General features: G+C 50.2%; 12 protein-coding genes. 4 read left to right on the top strand and 8 right to left on the bottom strand.

Features of this window, described 5'->3' with window-relative positions; translation table 11 throughout:
- Positions 1–306: 306 nt before the first annotated feature.
- Positions 307–5,700: a CBM35 domain-containing protein gene (locus A3842_RS31530; protein ID WP_083609618.1), complete on the top strand. Its 5,394-nt coding sequence runs from the start codon at positions 307–309 to the stop codon at positions 5,698–5,700.
- Between the two features lie 491 nt (positions 5,701–6,191).
- Here A3842_RS31530 and A3842_RS16415 read toward each other — a convergent pair whose 3' ends face one another.
- The 6 genes from A3842_RS16415 to A3842_RS16390 are packed head-to-tail and all read right to left on the bottom strand — an operon-like array spanning position 6,192 to position 13,402.
- Positions 6,192–7,316 carry a DUF4432 family protein gene (locus A3842_RS16415; protein ID WP_074102094.1) on the bottom strand — a complete coding sequence of 375 codons (1,125 nt, stop codon included), beginning with the start codon at positions 7,314–7,316 and terminating at the stop codon, positions 6,192–6,194.
- Positions 7,306–8,013 carry a beta-phosphoglucomutase gene (pgmB, locus tag A3842_RS16410; RefSeq protein WP_256701727.1) on the bottom strand — a complete coding sequence of 236 codons (708 nt, stop codon included), beginning with the start codon at positions 8,011–8,013 and terminating at the stop codon, positions 7,306–7,308. Before pgmB ends, A3842_RS16415 begins: the two co-directional genes overlap by 11 nt.
- Positions 7,994–10,252: a glycoside hydrolase family 65 protein gene (locus A3842_RS16405; protein WP_074102123.1), complete on the bottom strand. Its 2,259-nt coding sequence runs from the start codon at positions 10,250–10,252 to the stop codon at positions 7,994–7,996. The genes pgmB and A3842_RS16405 overlap by 20 nt, the downstream gene beginning before the upstream one ends.
- A 52-nt stretch (positions 10,253–10,304) precedes the next feature.
- Complete coding sequence (locus A3842_RS16400; protein WP_083609619.1) at positions 10,305–11,129, bottom strand: carbohydrate ABC transporter permease; 825 nt, start codon at positions 11,127–11,129, stop codon at positions 10,305–10,307.
- 20 nt (positions 11,130–11,149) lie between these two features.
- The gene (locus tag A3842_RS16395) at positions 11,150–12,025 is read right to left on the bottom strand and encodes a carbohydrate ABC transporter permease (protein ID WP_074087116.1); all 876 of its coding nucleotides are present in this window, start codon (positions 12,023–12,025) and stop codon (positions 11,150–11,152) included.
- A gap of 33 nt (positions 12,026–12,058) precedes the next feature.
- Positions 12,059–13,402 (bottom strand): ABC transporter substrate-binding protein, encoded by a 1,344-nt coding sequence (locus tag A3842_RS16390; RefSeq protein WP_218618684.1) that lies wholly within the window; start codon positions 13,400–13,402, stop codon positions 12,059–12,061.
- A gap of 318 nt (positions 13,403–13,720) precedes the next feature.
- On the opposite strand from A3842_RS16390, the gene A3842_RS16385 reads away from it, so the two are divergent.
- Positions 13,721–15,553, top strand: coding sequence for a cache domain-containing sensor histidine kinase (locus A3842_RS16385; protein ID WP_074102093.1), 1,833 nt, complete (start codon positions 13,721–13,723; stop codon positions 15,551–15,553).
- Positions 15,546–17,168, top strand: coding sequence for a response regulator (locus A3842_RS16380; RefSeq protein WP_074087120.1), 1,623 nt, complete (start codon positions 15,546–15,548; stop codon positions 17,166–17,168). The genes A3842_RS16385 and A3842_RS16380 overlap by 8 nt, the downstream gene beginning before the upstream one ends.
- A 229-nt stretch (positions 17,169–17,397) precedes the next feature.
- Here A3842_RS16380 and A3842_RS16375 read toward each other — a convergent pair whose 3' ends face one another.
- Positions 17,398–18,816: an MDR family MFS transporter gene (locus A3842_RS16375; RefSeq protein WP_074087122.1), complete on the bottom strand. Its 1,419-nt coding sequence runs from the start codon at positions 18,814–18,816 to the stop codon at positions 17,398–17,400.
- A 116-nt stretch (positions 18,817–18,932) separates the two neighbouring features.
- Here A3842_RS16375 and A3842_RS16370 point away from each other — a divergent pair, with 116 nt between their 5' ends.
- The gene (locus A3842_RS16370; protein ID WP_074102092.1) at positions 18,933–19,526 is read left to right on the top strand and encodes a TetR/AcrR family transcriptional regulator; all 594 of its coding nucleotides are present in this window, start codon (positions 18,933–18,935) and stop codon (positions 19,524–19,526) included.
- Between the two features lie 195 nt (positions 19,527–19,721).
- On the opposite strand, the gene A3842_RS16365 is transcribed toward A3842_RS16370, so the two are convergent.
- Positions 19,722–20,204 (bottom strand): glycoside hydrolase family 130 protein (locus tag A3842_RS16365; protein ID WP_483874424.1); only part of this gene is annotated, 483 nt, incomplete at its 5' end.

The raw sequence follows: 20,204 nt of genomic DNA, 5'->3' as shown, positions 1-20,204 counted from the left end.
ACATAACACATCACTCCTCTCGAAATAAAACCTCTAAAATTTATTATTTGCTTGCTTCCTTTCAGCAATATTCACCCGGTAAAAATATCATAAGAAAACTAAAAAAAATACAAGAAAATCAAGTTTTCATTCAAGACTCTTCTTCGGTAATTATAATCCCTCAAAATATCGCAAAACATGATGCGGAAAAACGGTTCCGCTTTTATTTTATAATGAATGCGTAGCGCTACGCCAAAAAGTAAGCGGTTTCAAAAAAGAGGTCCGGATCTTTAAGGAGGAAAAAATTGAGCAGACAAGGAGATTACTATGAGGAAAAAAATTTTAATGATGTTGCCCTTTGCAATCATACTTTCAATATTGCTGGCAGGCATCTCCAGTGCAGAGGTAACTTCTAATTATGTTAACCCGCTTATGGGAGGTGCTGATCCTACCATTGCCAGGGCTGCAGACGGCTATTACTATTCAGCTTTTTCAAGCGATAATAATATCACCTTAAAAAGACATGAAACCATTCTCGGAGTATCCACTGCAAAAAGCAAGGTAGTCTGGAAGAAGCCCGATAATTTCGGATACGTGTGGGGTCCATACGTATATAGGCTGGACGGCAAATGGTATCTGTATTTCTCTTCTGGTCCGGAGGAGAGCTTCGGATATGGACATCCAAGCTCCTACGTCCTGGAGAACCCGTCTCCCGATCCTTTTGAAGGAACCTGGGAGCTTAAGGGAGAATCCGCCAATGCAGACAGCGATGGACAGGTTACGGTCAAGAAGGGACTGCTGAACACGCAGGGCTATGGTTTAGCATGCGGTGTTGTATCCATTAAAGGAGAACCATACTTCACCTATACCAAATATTACTATTACCCTGATCCTAATGATCCTGCAAAGACAAAATTTGACGAGAGCCCTACGATTGTCAAAATGAAGAACCCATGGACATTGGAAGGCGCAGAAGGTAAAGTGGCCCTGCCGCAATATGACTGGGAAAAGCATGGCGACAATATCAATGAAGGCGCTGCGGTCGTTGAAAGAAACGGTAGAATCTATTTCGCCTACTCGGCAAGCAGCTTTATGAATGATAACTATGCTGTAGGCGTATCCGTAGCTAATGCAACCTCAGATGTGATGAATGCCCAGTCATGGGTGAAATATCCTGAGCCGGTGATGCAAAGATCGGATGAAAACAGCTCCTATGGGCCGGGATCCCCCTTGTTCCTTAAGTCCGAAGACGACACCGAGGATTGGATTATGTATCATGGCATACCGACCCATGGACAAGGCGGCGGAAACAGAGGAATAAGAGCGCAGCGTATCTCCTGGGATGATAATGATTTCATCAATCTCGGAATCCCTTCCAATCCCGGCACTGTCCTGAACAGACCCTCCGGAGAGGAAAAAAGCGAAATTTATGAAGCCGAGGATGCAAAGCTCGCAGGAGTATCTAAAGTCATCGGAAAAAGCGGCTATGCTTCGGGCGGTGTATATGAAAAATACAATAACAGCAGCGGAAGTGATTATGTTGAGTTTACTGTAAACACTGCCGCCAAAGGAACCTACTCCCTGGATTTCAGATACAACAATAATACGGCGAATGCTATTAACATGAAATTAGGAGTCAATGGGGAAGCTGCCCGGGATCTTTCCTTTACTTCTAATGCAGGATTTGATGCAAACTTCGATATTCAATCTGCTTATAATATTAAGCTTAACGCCGGAAGCAATACGATCCGCCTCTCTGGCAAGAGCAATTTGGCTCTGGATTCCATGATTATCAAAAGAAGCAGCTTATATGAAGCAGAAAATGCCGGGCTGTCCGGAAATGCAAAGGTGGATACAGACCATCCGGGATATAGCGGAAACGGATTTATTGGGGGATTATGGACTTCAAATTCTGCGGTTACCTTCAAGGTAAATGCCGTCAGTGCAGGCAGCTATTCGGTTAAGCTGGGCTACAGCTTAGGGTTTAATGATGACAGGACCCTGAGTATGTATGTAAACGGCCACAAAATTAAGCAGGTAGACTTCTTCAGCCTAAAAAGCTGGGACAGCTGGGCCGACCGCTATGATAATGTTTTCCTTCAAGAAGGGGAAAATACGATCATGTATAAATACGATGCCGGCGACACCGGCAATGTCAATCTGGACTATATAACGGTTACCGATGCAACTACCTGGCATTATGGAGCTGAAGATGCCAAAACTGCGGGCGCGAATGACGCTGCAGTCGTTTACGCCAAAGACGGCAATATGGGGACCGGATATGTAACCGGCCTCTCCAGAGCGGACTCATCTGTAGAGTTTGCTGTAAATGTTGAGAATGCGGCGTCTTATGATGTGAAGCTGAGATATGCCAAAGAAGCTGCAGGTAAAACCTTAGGTTTGTATTTGAATGGCACTAAGATTAAAAATATTACTCTCCCCTCTACTGGCGGACTTACGGTCTGGAAGGAGCAGCTTGAGACGTTAAGTCTGAAAGAGGGAAAAAACACGATCGCTTATAAAAATGAAACGGATCATTCAGGCATTATAAATATGGACAGTATTCATCTTAACAAGCGGACTCCCTGGCGGTATCAGGCAGAAGAAGCAACCAGAGCGGGCAGCCTGAAGATTGCCAAAGATCACTTATGGTATGAAGGCAACGGATTCGTAGGCGGATTTGAGCAAACAGGCGATGCGGTCAAGTTTGAAGTCAATGTCCCCAATACAGCTGCCTATACATCAACACTGCGGTATTCCGGCGTACAGAGTTCTAATATAACCATGACAATGTATGTTAACGGACAGAGAATCAAACAAGTATCTCTACCTCCGACAGCGAATTGGGATACGTGGAATAACAGTACGGAGTCCGTAAACTTGAACGCCGGTAAAAATGTAATTGAATTCATCCGTGAACAAGGAGATACCGGAAGATTCAATATCGACAGTCTCACTATAGATAAGACCCTGGGCGGATTTATGAGTTCAACTGCCAAGAAAATCATTCCCGAAAAGATGGTTAAAATCCAGCCGAAACACAGCGGAAAAGCACTGGATGTGGACAAAGTTTCAAGTAATCCGCTGGCAGTAATCAACCAATGGGCCAATGGCGACGGCAATAATCAGCTATGGAGATTCCTGGATCTCGGTACAGGTTATTATCAAATCCAGTCGGTTCAAAGCGGTCTTGTCATCGACATTCTTCCCGGTTCAACCATACTGCAAATCTGTCAAAATACAAAAGCTTCCGGATCCATACCGGATACTCAACAGTGGAAACTGGAAAAAGACGGTGACTACTACAAAATAGTTAACAAAAGCAATAATAAAGTAATCACTGTAGAAGGAGCATCCTTTAGTGATGGCGCAAAGGTAAGGTTAGCTGATGACCAGGCGAAAGATAATCAGCGGATGAAAATAGAAATCCGCAATCTCAGCAATAGTGAAATCAGCGCTTTGACTGAGCTAAATGGAACCTTTGATATCACTTTTAACGCCAATGGCGGAAGTCCGGCCCAGACGGTTGTTCAGGCCGTGTACGGCGAACCATTGACTGCTCCGGCTGTAACAAAGGAAGGTTATGAGCTGGAGGGCTGGTACAACGATGCTGCGAAATGGGATTTTGCCGCCCAGACGGTGCCGGGTGCCTTGACGCTGACGGCGAAATGGACGCTTAAGGCGCCTACGGTGCAGATTGTCAGCGAAGGCTCGCTGCGGGCGGGATCGGCCGGAATCCTCCGCGCTGCCGGAACAGGGACAGGAACCCTGTCCTACACCTGGTATGTGGACCAGGGAGAAGGCTACGGCGAACCGGTCGGATCGGGCGACGTGCTGACGCTTCCGGAGTTGTCCGAAGCGATGAGCGGCTACCGGTACAAGGCCGTCGTGACGGGCGAAGGCGGCTTAACCGGAGAGCAGGAATACATCCTGCAGGTGCTTCCGGCCGATGCGGAATGGATAATTCCGGCATTCGGGACCGATCTGCCTTCTCTGCTTGACACTGTGGAAGGTGAACCGCTAATGCTGCTGGTTGAGCCGACAGGAGACGTTGAGTCTATCGAGTGGGAAGTGAAACGCCCGGACGGCGGTGATTGGCTGACGGTCCCGACTGTTACCGGTGCGGTATACCGCTTCACTCCGGGAGTGGAAGATGACGGAACGCAGTACCGTGTGGTGCTGACCGGCAAAGCAGAGGTGAATTCGGTTCGTATCACTGGAACGGAGCTTAGGCTCAAGGTGTATCCGGCGCATGAAGTCCCGTCGGTCCAGTCGTTCACGGCAACCGGTAATCCGGTAGTGGAGGGGGACTCAGTTACCTTTACCGTTGTAGCCAACTCGGTATATGGAGAGCTCAGCTACCGCTGGCTGAAGAATGACCTTGTACTGGATGGTGCCAATGCCAACAGCCTGACTGTTGTGAAGGCCGGGGCTGCTGATGCCGGGGCATATAAGGCAGAGGTGACCAATACCCGTATCATCGGGGACCGTACTTATGTAGATGCGGTCAATACAAAGACGATTGAACTGACTGTCAACCGTCCTCCGGTAACGCCAACGGATCCTCCGGTGACGCCGACGAGCCCGCCGTCAACAACGGCGAATCCAGCACCAACACCACAGCCAACCGCAACGCCACGGCCTTCGGCTGCAGTCATTACAGCCACCCAGCTGAGCAGTCCGGCGGTGAACGGGGTGGTTACTGTGCAGGTGGGGCAAGCGGCTGCCATTGAGCTTCCGGTGAATGCCGGGGAGCTGCTGGGAACAAAATCATTGCGTGTGCAGGGAGACGGAATAGAGCTTGTGCTGGCGCCGGAGCTGCTGAAGCAGCTGGCCGAAGCCATGCCTGCTGCTGAGAGCAGAGGTGCCAAGATCCTGCTGAAGGCAGGGCGGAAGGCGCTGGAGGAAGTTAAGCTGAAGACGGAAGCCGACGTAGCGCTGAAAGGCAGGCTGCTGGATTATGATCTGAGCCTGTCCGGAACGGATGGAGCGGTCCATCGGCTTGAGAAATATCCGGCTCCGGTAGGCCTCAGCTGGCCGGCCGATGGACTTGATCCGAGGCTGCTTGGCCTGTACCGTGTGGGAAGTGACGGTACACTCACCTACCTGGGCGGTGCAGCGGAAGACGGCGGATTGAAGGCGCTACTTGACGGCAGCGGCATGTACGCGCTGCTGGAGTATTCCAAGCAATTCAGCGATGTCCCTGTCACGCACTGGGCATTTGAAGCCTTGCGTGAGCTGTCTGCAAAACATCTGATCCAAGGTATATCGGAGCTGGCTTATCAGCCCGGCCGGAACATTACCAGAGCTGAATTCGTGCAGCTGATGTCGAACACGCTGCAGCTAAGCGGCAGCGGCACCACTTCCTTCACCGATGTTCCGGAAGGCGCCTGGTATCAGAACGCTCTCTCCGGCATGGTGCAGGCCGGTCTGATTACCGGATTGACTCCGGAGTCCTTCCAGCCGAATGCAGAGATCAGCCGTGAAGAGATGACCGTCATTCTGATGCGGGCGTACCCGCTCCAGCATGGTGCCATTCCGGCCGCTCCGGTCAGCCCTCCCCTTAAGGATGCTGCAGACATTTCCGACTGGGCAGCGGATCATGTGGCTGCAGCGACTGCGCTTGGCCTCGTGAAAGGACGGGCTGACGGTACCTTTGCTCCCCAAGCTCCTGCCACCCGTGCAGAAGCAGCGCAGATCCTGATGAATTATTTGAGATAAGCATTGACGAGAAACGGAGATTACCGGTTCTGCAAGGCATAAACAAGCGCTCCCCCTTACACTGTTCCAAGGGGGAGCGCTTCTTGTACCCTGTACCGCAAATATTTCAAGAATAATATGAAGACTATAACCAAACCAGCAACCGAACAATGGCTTAAGATCACTCGGTAAGGAAACAAATATTGTACATTTTGCAACTTGGATTCCTAGAGTGCAGGATTTTAAATAGTAAACGCACACCGGAAGCTTTCCGCAATAAAGCTCGCTATTTACAGCAGCAGTCGCCGGATTTCAGCCACAGACAGCGGGTTGATTTAAGAAATCTAGCGGCAACAGCAGCTGGAAGTCCAAATATACACTTTGATAAAAGCAAGCTGTGAGAAAAACCCGGCAGAAAACGAAAAACTAAATAACCAGTCGCCGCAAATCTACCGGTGACTGGTTATTTAGTTTCATTTAAACCTAGATGGAGTCTGTGTTCCTGGCGTAAGTCATTTTGCTGCACTTCGGATTAAGTGCGTAAGGGTTGTAATTTCCTGCGGATCACGTGTCGCCCCCAAGATGAACCAGCCGGTACTCTGGCCGCGGGGTCCGACATAGACCACTTCTCCGTCTATTGTTTTTTGCTTCATGGAATTAGGTCTGGTTTTACAAGGCTCCAGAGCATACATGCAGTCCCCGGTCGCCCGTTTGGCTATCAGTGAACGGGGAAAGCATTGCAGAGAACGAATCACATAAGCCGCGGCATCTTGTCCTGTGTTCACCAGCATCTCGGCCGTCAACTCCCGCCCCCCGCCTGCGACAGCGTGGTAGTCGCGGACCTGCGGCAGCGCGGCCAGCCCTTCCACGGGTTCAGGAATGTATTGATAACAGCGGATCGGGTCCAGCCTGCTCCCGGAATTGTAGACAGCTAATGGGTCTTCCTCCGGCGGGGCAGAATCGCGGAGCAACATTTTCCCGGGCGAGACCGGCAGAACATAGCTTCCGCCTCCCGACATGAAAACCCCCGCCAGCTGGATATGGTATCCGTCATCAACCGGTTGGGCGGTATCTGTTAAATTCCGCACCGTATCCTCCCGGAACAGCGCAGCTGCCCCGTAATTGGTTACGATGCGGATTAATTTTTCATACACAGGCAACGTTCCATACCCTCTCACTGGAACATTCCCCTCCAGGCAGATCTGCCGCTCATCCCAAATTAGCCGTACCGATTCCAGCAGCGCCGGGGAATAAGACCCTGTTCCATGGACGGTTCTTTCCTCATCCGGGGTGCCGAAGATTTCAGGCCCTATGGCAGCCACAGCCGCATAGAAGCCTGAATCCCAGCCCGAATGTTCATTATCGGTCAGATCGACGTGATCCGGATGCAGCAGATACCGCTCATCACGGTCCCAGCTGATTTTCTCAGCATCCAGCCTGATTTCCCCGATGTCCATTCCCCGTTCCAGAATCACGGTAAAGACAAGTCTGCCATTGGAAATAGTCAACAGGTGCATTTGCGAGCCGAAGCGGTCTGTAACAAGCGTCAGGGTAACAAAGCTGCCTTCCGGCAGCACCTGCGGAATGCCCGGCTGCAGCTGCGCCAGTGTCAATCCGGTTATCCGCTTATTGTCCATCCGTACGGTCTCCCCGTCCGGTGTGGCCGGTTACGCCTATATGGGTCAGCAGATACACGGGATTAAGCTGTTCAAAGCTGGTGATGGTAAGATGAGCGCGGACAAGCAGCCGCCCGTCTCCGATGCCAGCAACGCGCATGCCTGCCCGGATCGCACCTTCTACACCGGCGGCAGCATCTTCAAAGACAAAGCATGCGGCCGGCGCCACACCCAGCAGCCCGGCTGCCCGGAGGAATACCTCCGGGTCCGGCTTCGCCCTGACAATGGTGTTGCCGTCTACCACTGCGTCAAACAACGGCCTGATGTTCACCTTCTCCAAGATCAGAGGAGCATTTTTGCTGGCCGATGCAATCCCTGTTTTGATTCCGCATGAGTGTAATTGCCTAAGAAAGTCGGTTACACCGGGCAATACATCAGCGGGTGTAAGTGTTGCAAGGTACTCTGTGTACCACTCATTCTTCCGGGAAGCCATCGCCTCCCTCCGCTCCGGCGTTACCTCCGTGATCCCGCCGGCCCGAAGCAGAAGATCAAGTGACTCCATGCGGCTGACACCTTTCAGCTGCTCATTATCGCTTTCGCTGAAGGCGAATCCCAGCTCACCGGCAAGGCGCTGCCAGGCTTTGTAGTGGAATTTCGCGGTGTCGACAATCACGCCGTCCAAATCAAAGATGGCTGCCTCAAATGGTTGTGTCTGCAATTGCTTCCCTCCCGTCCAGCTTGTGTATTTCATAAGCACCTGGATGAAGGGTTATCCGGTAGCGCTCTCCCCGCCAGGCAATCTGAAAGTCCAGCTCCTCCCAGCCCTCGGGCAGACGGGGCTCAAGCTGAAGGGTTTCACTCCACATTGCACTCTTCAAACCGGCAAACCCGTAAACGATAAGCTGCCACAAACCGCCGCAATTGGCGATATGAATTCCTTCAGCGGCACCTTTTTTCTCAGGCGAGAGATCAATAGCCATCACCCGCTGCAGGAAATCCGCAGCAGCCTCCTTCTGATCGAGCCAGGAGGCCACAATACCGTGAACCGCCACGGACAAAGAGGAATCATGAGTCGTGATCGGCTCATAATAGGCATAGGCCGCCTTCAGCTGCTCCCGGGTGAATTCCTGCGGGAACAGCAGCATTAATTCCAGAACATCCGCCTGCTTTAACGCCTTGGAACGATAATTGCGCTCCTGGGAAATGAAATGGCCGAAAGGCCTGGACTTGTCGGTCCAGACACTTGCAAAATCCACATCTGCATAGGAGGCGAAATCGTCGGATTGCGGAACAACTTCGCTCTGGCTGTCATACGGTAGCCTTAGCTTCTCCGCTGTGCGCCGGAAGAGCTCCCGTTCACCGGGGCGAATATCCAGCCGCTCTGCCGCAGTCGCATAGCTGTCCGGCATGCTGCCTTGCAGGCTGTCCAGACAAGCAACGGTCTGCTCCAGACTGAATTTGACCATACGGTTGGTAAAGGCATTGTTACGGGTAAAGGGCAAATATTCGTCCGGCCCCATAACGCCGAGCAGTTCGCAGGCCCCCTCCCGGTTCCAATCCACCCGGTCACACCAATAACGGGCCGTCTCCACCAGAATATCAATGCCGTAGCGCTCCAGAAATTCATGATCTCCTGTAGCCCTCACGTAGTGATATATCGCATACACTATATCCGCTGTTATATGAATTTCATGATCAGCATACTGCCAGTTGGCACATTGTTCTTCCCCGCTCAGCGAGGACTCCCACGCATACCGTGCTCCCTTGTATCCATAATTCTTCGCGTTGCGTCTGGCTCCATCGAGCGTATTGTAGCGGAACAGAAGCAGATTACGGGCGGCCTGCGGGTTAGTGTGCAGGTAGAAGGGCAGCAGGTTGATCTCTGTGTCCCAGAAATACCTGCCGAAATAGGCCTCCCCGGCATAGCCCTTGGCGCAGATCGCCACCCGCGCATCCTGCCCGCTATTTGCGCGGATCAGATGGTAGAGCGATGCCCGGACGCTTACCTGCGCTATATCATCTCCCTTAATACGGATATCAGCATGCTGCCATTTGCTCTTCCAGCTGTCAGTATGCCGCTTATACAGCTGCTCCCAGCCTAAATCGCGTGCGCGGCTGAGATGTTCATGCGCCCTGTCACAGACCGTTCCCTCCTCCCTATCACGGTCGGTTGTCACCGCAGTCAGCTTGGTGACAGTCAAGCGGTCCCCGTTCTGCAGCCTGCAATCCCCGCGGAGTGCAGCCATCGTCCGGGTATTGTCTTCCTGCCAGTTCATGGCTTCAGAGGCTTCCAGCGCAGACAGCATGAAGATCTGATTGCCCTCCTCTGTCAGCGTCTCGAGTGACAGGCTTCCTTCTGATTCTGCTGAGGGAACAATCTGGGCAAAATGATTCATTCCATTGGTGCGTACATCAGCCCGGAGGGTGGCCTTCACCTCCAGCCTGCCTTCGCCTGCCAGCACCTCAAGCTGTACCCGCTGGATGCAAAGATGGGTATCCGCCATACTGATGTAGCGGCTGTAGGTACATTGAAGCTGCATCCCCTCTTCCGTTTCCCATATGAATGCACGATGAAGGCTTCCATCACGCAGATCCAGCCAGCGTCTGTAGCTGCTGATCCGGCAGCGGTCCATATCCAGCCGCTCGCCGGCTGACCGGAATTCAAGTCCCAGAACATAAGGGAGATTGATAATCTCTTCCTTCAGCAGCGGATGCCGTCCCACAATGCCCGGAATATAGGTTCCCTGCTTGGACTTCAGGTGCCGTGGCTTCTCCAGCGTAACGTTATCAGGAAAGCGCAGGTAGTCCTCATCCTGGGGCGCATCACTGCACCCCTCCTCAAAGCTTCCACGGACATGCATATAGCCGTTTCCCTGGGTAAAGAGTCCTTCATAATGCTTGTGTAATCCGGCCTGATATCCGTTTTCCTTCAGGCACCACAGGTTTTCCTCATTCATCTGCAACCTCCTGGTTTCTCCGGTATCTTTCCTTTGGTTATCATCCGGTTCATCATCCCTTAACTGCTCCCGCAGCAAGTCCGGATACCACCTGCTCCTGCAGCAGGATATACACCAGGATACTCGGGATGATGACGACCATCGTGGCCGCAAACATGACGCCGTAATCGCTGGCAAACTGGCTTTTGAAATAATAGAGCGCAAGCGGCAGTGTGCGGCTTTGATTGCCCGTTGTCAGAATAATAGCGAATTGAAATTCATTCCAGCAGAGCAGAAACTGCATCACCCCAGCCGTGCCGAAGCCCGGCTTCGATATAGGCAATATAATTTTGAAGAAGGTCTGGATGAAGCTCGCACCATCCAGGTAAGCCGATTCCTCCATTTCCTTAGGAATCGTCAGGAAATAGCTTGATAGAATATAGAGCGAGACCGGCAATCCAAAGCCGGTATATACGATGATAAGTCCAATCAGCTTGTCGTACAGCCCGAGCGTGTTAACCGTCAAGTATAACGGCTGCAGCATTGCAGCGCCTGGAATCAAGAGCGAAAGGGAGAAGGCTCCCATCAGCAGCTTCTTGCCGCGGAATTGAAAGCGCGCCAGGACATAGGCTGCCATTCCAAGCAGAAGCAGATTGAGCACAGTTCCGAAGATCCCCACGATTACACTGTTGATGTAGAACCGGGATATCGGCGCTATTTTGAAGGCCATGGTGTAATTGGAAAAGCGGAAGCTGCTTGGCCAGCCGAGTGAATTGGTCAATATCTCGGCATTTGTCTTAAACGAAGCCAGCAGCACCCACAGGAACGGACCCAGCGATAACAGGACAATCAAGAACACAAACCCATATTTGAGTACAGCCAAACCTTTTTTCAACATTTCCACCCCATCCGCTCCATTCAGTTTTGGGAGCTGCCTATTCTGAACAGATTTCGGCACAGCAGGACAAAGATCAAGCCAAAGCCGATTAGAAAGACGCCCACTGAGTTGGAATAACCGAAGTTATTGTTCATGAGTGCGGTCTTGTAAATATAAATTGGCAAATTCATGGTTTCATTGCCGGGTCCGCCGCCAGTCGTCATCAAAATAATATCCATCTTCTGCAGCATGCTGGTTCCGGACAGAATCACGCAGGTGCCGATAATGTTGCGCAGCATTGGAAGGATGATGTACAGATTAATCTTGAAAGTGCTGGCCCCGTCAATGCGTGCGGATTCATACAGGCTTTCCGGAATCGCTGCGATTTCGGCCAGAATCAGAATGGTGACGACAGCCGCATAGGGTAGCCAGGTCATTGTGACAGAGAAGAAGGCTGTCGCATAATCCATGAACCAGTTCTGGGCATAATCGGCATTTCCAAACAAGCGGGCAATACTGTTCACCGCACCAAAATCAGGATTGAGCATACACAGGAACAACATACCCACAGCGGCCCCCGAGATGATGTTAGGGAACATGTAAACTGTTCGTGCAAACTTCCAGTAGAATTCCTTCATACTGAGAATAATCGCGAATATGGTGCCGATGGCAACGTGTACCGTAGACTGGAGTACAACCCAGACGAGTGTATTCAGAGCACTTTTGCGAAAATCGGTATCGTCACTAAACAGCTGTATATAGTTAGCGAGACCGTTAAACACCGGTCTTCGTCCGGCCGACCATTCCGTAAAGGACGTACCGAACAGAATGACAAGTGAGACGGCATAGACAATAATAAACAATGCTACTGTCGGCAACAGGAAAAGCGCGATATTTCCTCTATTTTTCCTAACCATCCATATGGTCCTCCCCAATCCTCAGCTTACAGTTTATTTATTTTTGGCAGCAATATCCGTCAGTTCCTTGGCAATTTCTTCTGCCGTTGCCCGGCCGGATATCAGCTTCGGATAAAGGTTCTTCCATGCATCTGTTACGTTCGGATACACGATGGAATCAAGCGTCCGGTAATGAAGCTGCGTCTTTTGGGCTACCATAATAGATTCAACTACAATCGGATATTTCTGCTTAAGTGCGTCCGAAGGCTGGATTTCATTCGATACCGGCATCACATTGCCGTATTCAAGCGCGATGGTCTGTCCCTCAAGCCCTGTCTTGAAACGAATGAATTTCTCAGCGGCTTCGCGGGTTTCCGGCGTTTTGGCTCCGATCATATAGCCCACCTCGTAGGTGGAAATCAGGCTGTTGTTCGGAAAAGCGGCAACTCCCACCTTTTTATCGAAACCTTCACTGGATTTGGTCGGATCGCTGAAGTCTCCGATCATCCAGGGACCATTTGCAATCATCGCCGCCTTGTTCTGGCTGAAGGCGTTCGCTGCGTTGGCGTATCCGGCTCCAAGTGCATCCTTGGTCGTATACTTCTCCAATAACTCCTTCATCATGTTAAGCGCCTGATTCATTTCGGGCGTATTGAAGTCGGTGGGGTGCAGTGTGTTCATGAACGCTTTGCCGTTGTCCCCGTTAGTGCCGATCATGGCAGCAAGAATCAGATTGGTCGTCCAGGCATTCTCCCCGGTCATGAGTGCGAGCGGAACAAAGCCCGCTGCTTTAAGCTTCTCGTTGTTGCTCATAAATTCATCCCAAGTCTCCGCCGGCTTGATCCCTGCCTTCTCAAACATCTCCTTATTGTAGAAATAACCGATGTTCTGCTTCTGATCGCTGATCGACCAGATCTTTCCGTCCCGGGTATTGGAGGATAGCGCATCTTCTCCGATGGCGGCCTTCCACTCCGGGTCCTTGTCTAAATAATCATTGAAAGGGGTTGCAAGATTTCCTTTGATCAAAACGTCATTAATTCCGTCCTTGCCCATGACGACATCCGGAACATCCCCGGAGGCTGCCAGAATCTTGATCTTGTCAACATATGCAGCGTCACTTGGAATTTCTTCAACCACAACCTCCACTTCATCACCATACTTGGCGTTGAACTGCTTGATTTGCTCTTCCTCCATCTTGGCTGACGCGTGAGTGCCGACCCGGAAGGTAAGATAAGAAATTTTCACAGGCGCCTTGGCCGCCGCGGCATTTCCCGGGCCCGCTGTTGCAGCCGCCCCGCTGTTCTCTGCCGAATTCTTTGATCCGCATGCCGAAATGGACATGGCTAGAATCAGCGTGCTTGCCAGAGCAAAGCCCGTTTTGTGCATTGGTTTCTTCAAACTAAATCCCCCTTAATAATGATAGCGTGATGCATGAGCGTAACCCTTCGGCCCATTGCAGTTTGTTACAGCTCTCATTGTAGAACAAAGAAAAAAGCGAATGAATTCGTTTTTCGGTATTATCTTTTATAAAATCTTGAGTAAATAGGGCAAGGCAGCGGGATGGATGAAAGGGGTTTCAGATTTCTTTAACTCTTCATCGTTTTCTTTACCATATCGCCCGAAACGTCTGAATTCCCTTCTGTTTGCCTATTCGCCGCAATAAAAAAATTATATAATACGCTTACTATAAGACTCATCAACCAAGGAGCAATCTGCATGTCCAAAGAACATCTCCTTCGACGGCTCAGCCTTCGCCCCATTTCCGGATGGCTCTCCCGCATCCCGGTAAGGAATAAAATTGTAATTATCATCTTTCTTCTGATTCTTCTGCCGATGACGTTCGCTGGCTGCTATTTCTATTGGAACATTTCCCAGATTCTAACTAGGAATGCCAATGATAATCTGTCCCTTCTGATCCGCCAGACCAACGACAATATTGAGAAATCCTTTCAGATTATTGATAATACCTCCCTGCATTTCCTCTCCAATAAAATGTTAAGAAACTGGCTAATCAACGATGTGTCACTGAGCGATGACTTCTACAAGAAATTCATGAATAAAAGTGAAATGGAAGAGGATCTGAAGTACAGCCTTATGTTCAACAATGCTTGGAATATCAGCCTGCTGTCAACGGCCTATGTATTTTTTGATACGGACAACTATGTATCCGTTCTAAAGTCACCGCCTAACATTGAACAAATTAACAGGAACAATCTCGCTGTCTATCAATCGGTTAATGGCAGAATGGTCCGGGGTAAGGAAATTCTCACGCCAAGCCCCGGGGACCCCACCATCTATTTCACACGGGTGATGTCCAATATCAATCTTCCCCGGCAGCGTCTTGTGCTGATCTTTGGCACGAATGAGGCAGATTTAGCCGAAGAGTATTCCGCACTGCTCGCCTTTAAGGGCGCTATGGCCTACATTATTGATAGCCGGGGAACCATCTATTCAAGTAGCGATAAGCATGAGTTAGGTTCTATCGTTTCTCCTGATATATTGGCGCTTAAGGACAATACCGAGGTAAGTGACGTCAAGCTAGATCAGGAGACCTACCTGGCCGCTTCCCGCAGCATCGGTACAACCGGGCTTACTTTCATTGCAGGCATTCCAAGGAAACAGGTACTCTCCAAATTATCAGGGAGCATGTACAATTACATTTGGATCATCGCTCTGATTGCTTTCGTATCCCTCGCGGCAGGAATTCTGTTATCTCTTCGCTTTACACGGATCGTCCGTGATCTGCTGCGGAGCATCCGCAAAGTAAAGAAAGGGGATTACAACACAAGAATGCCAGCCTACAAGGATGTGGAGCTTAATCAGCTGAGTACCACCTTCAACAACATGACAGATGAGATCAACTATCTCATCAAGGAAGTGTATGAGAAGCACCTGCTGATCAGGGAGTCGGAGATCAAATTTTTACAAGCCCAGATGAATCCCCATTTTCTGTTCAATACGCTCATTACCATTGGTTACAAAGCGAAATTGTCCAAAGATGAGACCGTTTACAAAATGGTGACATCGCTTACTGAGCTGCTGCAGGCAAGTATTTATTCGAGCAGCCTGGCCAAAATCCCGATCCGGCAGGAACTGGATTTAATCAAATTTTATCTTTATCTGCAGAAAGAAAGGTTTGAAGATAAGATGGAGTATACGATCCAGATCGAGGATGAAGCGTTACTGGATCTGCTCCTGCCCAAGCTGAGTGTTGAACCCCTGGTGGAAAATGCTGTGGTGCACGGTGTGGAAAAAAAGCTGGGCAAGGGGATGATCCATATCCGCATTTACCGCAGAAACGATTCGGTCTATTTCGAGATCACGGACAATGGCATCGGATTTGAGCATGTTCCACGGGATTGGAATAATTTCGAGAATACCACCATACGCAAACAAGGCCACAACAATATTGGCCTGATCAACACGCATAAACGGGTGAAGCTGATCTACGGCGAGGCTTATGGAGTGGATGTTGAGAGCGAACTCGGTTCAGGCTCCAAAGTTACCCTTCACATACCAGCAGATTCGGGGGAAATTCCGCATGTATAACGTCATGATTGTTGATGATGAGCCTGTTATCAAAAAAGGGCTGCAGTGTTTTATTGATTGGGACGTTCTTGAGTGCGAGGTTGTTTGTGAGGCATCCAATGGGTTGGAAGCGGTAGAGATACTGGGCTATTATGATATCGATATTATTGTAACCGATATCCGCATGCCGGGGATGGATGGTCTTGCTTTATCGGACTATGTGCACCAGAACTTTCCGCAGACCAAGGTCATCATTCTTACTGCCTTCGCGGACTTCTCCTATGCCCAAACGGCCATTCAATATGAAGTGGTTGATTTTGTGGTCAAGACCAATCCGACCGAGCAGATTCCCCGGGCTATTGAAAAGGCAACTCGGCTGCTGGAAAAGGAGAGGGAGCAGACGCAGAAAGTTAGACAGTTGGAGAGCAAAATCAACGACAATCTGTCCGAAATCAGCGAGAAATTTCTGAAGGAAGCCGTAGGCGGCTTGATTAGTGATGAAGCAGGTTTATTCAGCCGCTCAAGAGAGCTGGGTCTGCAATTGGAGAACTATTTCGGGATCTATCTGGAAGTTAAGGATATGCCCGGCCTCCATGCAAATGCGGATGCCCCGGCGAATGACCATCACCGGTTCTTGTCGTCCATCCGCCAATTCCTTGCACTGGCCTTCGGGGAACGTCCCTCTTATATCATGACCATGGAGAAAAACACCTTGCTCGCTATTGTCTCCATGGACGGCGGCAATGCATCAGTATCCACACAAGCGCTGCTCACGATCAGTAATGAAATCCTTGCCATGGCAGAGAACTTCAGGCAGTACCATGTCAATATCGGCATCAGTCTGAACCACCGGGATGTTCTGACACTCAGGGTGGCTTATCTTGAGGCCAGAGAGGCACTTCAAGGCAGCTTCTATAACGATAATTATGTAGCTGTGTATATGCCCCATACGAATCAGACACTCACTCCCGGAGCTCCTCCCCATCATGCCGCAGAGCAAATTGCCGAACATCTACAGCAAGGACAAAACGATCTGGCGGTCCAGCATCTGGACCAGTTACTTGAGAGTTACAAGAGCATCAAAGAGCCGATAGAAAATGTAAAGGTAGCTTGTCTGCTTATCGGTTCCTACTGTTTCCGTCTGCTGAGCGCAAGCACACCCTTCGCACCGGAGCTGGATGAAAACCAATCCGCGGTTTACAAGCAAATCCAGGAGAGCAAGAGCATTCAGCTGTTAACAGACATCCTGGGGCGCCTGATCCACAGCTGCTCAAGGGCAATGGCGCAGAGTGACAAGCAGCCCAATTACATCGTTATAGAATGCCAGAAATATATAAGAGAGCATTACAACCAGAACCTGAATCTGCAGATTATTGCGGACCATATCCACATCAACAGCAGCTACCTCAGCCGCCTTTACAAAAAGGTAACCGGGGAGTCCATCATCGACGTGATCAACAAGTACCGGATTGATATGGCCAAGAAATTACTCAGGAATCCGGCGAGTAAAGTATTTGAAGTCGCGGAAGCCGTGGGCATTGAGACACCTGCCTATTTCACGCATGTATTCTCCAAATATACAGGGATGAGTCCCAAGGAATACAAGCTGAATTATTCACAGAACGAATTGGGATAACCCTCAGCAGATACGAATATCTTCCGTAAACGCAGAGCAAATCTCTTACTCTGGTAGAAGGAAATTAAGCTATACGACATAGCTCTGCCACCCATTTACTTAATAAAGGGGCCAAACTCCGTTTGTTTAGATTTTTAGTCGGGTAACAGCCATTCCCCTTATTTCACTAGATTTATACGAGTTATACAGTTTGCGCTCAGGGGCTATCACGAAGTGAATTCACTCGAATTTATCTTTTTATTCTCGGCAGAAATGCCGCCGGAATTAGCGCCAATGTAGAGAAGGCAATTGACCAGATAAACGTATGATTGAACGCAACAGCCACAGCTGCCGGGTCATGTGACAAGACTGAATTTAGCTCGTTCTGCAAAATAATAGCGATAACCGATACACCGAAGGCGCCGCCGATCTGCTGCATAATACGAGTGGTGCTGCTGGCATGCGGGATTTGCTGCGAAGACAGGCCAATATAAGCGGAAGCCATGACCGGCAGAAAAACAGCGCCTAATCCTGCTCCCCGCACGATCAATGCCGCGCTCAAATAATAATAGCTCGTATCTCCACTAAGCTGCGTAAGCGGCCATGTTCCAAGCATGGTAAGGACGGTTCCGACAAGAACGACGGGCTTCGAACCGATCTGATCCGTTAGTTTGCCGGCAAGCGATCTTGTCAGCAGCATCCCGACCCCTTGCGGAACGAGCAGCAGACCGGATAGAAGCACCGATTCGCCACGGACTTGCTGGAAGTACAGCGGCAGCAACAGCATTGCCCCGTAGGAGGTCAGGCCGGATAGAAAAAGCAGTGCCGCGGATACAGTAAAGGAACGCACACGGAACAGCCTAACATCGAGCAACGCTTCGTTTCCTTTGCGAAAGGCATAAACGACAAATACAACTAGAAGCGATAACCCTGCTATAACGGGAACGAGAACCGCAGCATGTCCAAAACCGTGACTCAAGCTCACTTCTCCAAGACCGTAAATAATGAGCACGATAGCTGGGGAGAGCAGCATCAGTCCCGGCAGATCCAGCCGCAACGTTCGGGTTCCGCGCTCTTCATTAGGCAGCTCTTTCCACGCCATAATGATGGCAACGATGCAGAGCGGAATATTTACAAAGAAAATCCATCTCCAGCTCAGATGGTTGATGATAAGGCCTCCCAGCACTGGCCCGAGTATCGGCCCAAGCAGCGCCGGTAAAGCCACCGTGGCCATCTTTTTGCCCATATTTCGTCCTCCAGAGGCGCGCACTGCCAAGGTCTGCATAATGGGCATCAGCAATCCCCCGCCGATCCCTTGAATGGTACGGAAAAAAATCAGGCTCTCCACGTTCCATGCCAAGCTGCATAGCACAGAACCGAGCAAGAACATGCCCAGCGAAAATAGCCACATAGGCTTGCCCCCGAATCGCTCCACCGCCCAGCCGCTGAAGGGAATGACCATAGCAAGCGCAAGCAGATAAGCGGTCATAACCCATTGAATGGTTGACACCGAGGTATTGAATTCCCGAACCAGCGTATTAATAGCCACATTCGTTATCGTCGTGTCGAATAGCGGAGCCAGAATGCCAACCATTAGAATCCACATCAATTTCTTCTCGGCTGCCTGCTGTTCAGCCGATTCAAGCGCTGTAGAACCTTGTTTTTGCATGTTGATTGCCTCCCTTTGATCGAAAAATAAGAAACTTTTGGTTTCTTATTTGCGTTTATGATATACTATCCCTATATGAAACGCAACGAATTTTTCTAAAGGAGTACGAGAACAACATGTCCAATTCTCAACACCCGGATAAATTGAAAAACAGACGCAGAGGCAAAGAGCTGGAAGCGGCTATCCTGCAAGCCGTACGGGAAGAGTTGACTGAACAAGGCTATTCTAATCTTACGATGGATGGAGTGGCGGAACGGGCGGGGACAAGCAAAGCCGTGCTGTACCGTCGATGGGCCAACCGCGCTGAGATTGTACTCGCGGCGATCCGGGAACGCGTGCCTCTCCCGCTGGAGGAGGTACCCGATTACGGGAATTTGAGGGACGATGTATGCAGCGTGCTTCAATCAATGAATCAGAACAACATCGAAGTGATGATCAAGGCCTTTTATGGGCTCGTAACGGAAATCGGCGCCATGCCGCTTGCATCCTTATTATTCCCCCAAGGGCGTCATAACAGGACAATGACGATTGTACTGCAGCGGGCCGTTGACCGGGGAGAGGTGTCGGCCGAAGCCGTTACACCCCGGATGCTTACTTTGCCGGCAGATCTGGCCCGCCATGAGCTAATGCTGTATAACAAACCAATGTCCGAGCAGACGATTGCTAATCTTGTGGACGAAGTGTTCTTGCCACTTGTATTGAAACGGTGATTACCAACGCCCGTCCTTCCGCAAAAATTCCATTTGATATGCAATGGGTGGCACTGCTGGTGTCTGAAAACAAAAAAACACTCCGAATTACGGAGTGCTAAGAACCCCTCATAACTTATAGGACTCATAAGTTCAATTGAGGGGCTCCGTCCCATAAACACCAAAAGCCCCCCGCCCTGTTACTGTTCACCGATACTATCCCTCAATCTCCAAAGGGAACTCCCTCATATATCTAAGCAATTCATCCACAGTGGTAAAAGCAAGGCCCGTAACCGTATCCGCACACCCGTAGTAGATCGCAATCCGTCCTGTAGCGGAATCGGTCAAAGCCGCGCAAGGGAAGGTCACATTAGGCACATCTCCCATACATTCGTACACCATTTCCGGCCCCAGAATATAATTGCGCGAACGGGCTTTTACTTTCCAAGGCTGATCCAGATCCAGAAGCGCACAGCCCATGCGGTAGACAAATCCATTACATGTGTTGATTACGCCGTGATAGATGAGCAGCCAGCCCTCGCTCGTTTCGATCGGAATCGGACCGGGGCCAATCTTCTTGGACTGCCAGGCGGAGGCATCTCCATTCACCGTGCCCATCACATAGCGGTGCTTGCCCCAGAAGGTAAGGTCCGGACTTTCGCTGTAGAAAATATCTCCAAACGGAGTATGCCCGGTATC

Origin of the sequence: Paenibacillus sp. P3E, from assembly GCF_001909045.1 — a bacterium.
Taxonomy (GTDB): domain Bacteria; phylum Bacillota; class Bacilli; order Paenibacillales; family Paenibacillaceae; genus Paenibacillus_AQ; species Paenibacillus_AQ helianthi.
The sequence above is the reverse complement of the archived record's forward strand: the minus strand, read 5'-3'. Positions and strand labels throughout refer to the sequence as shown.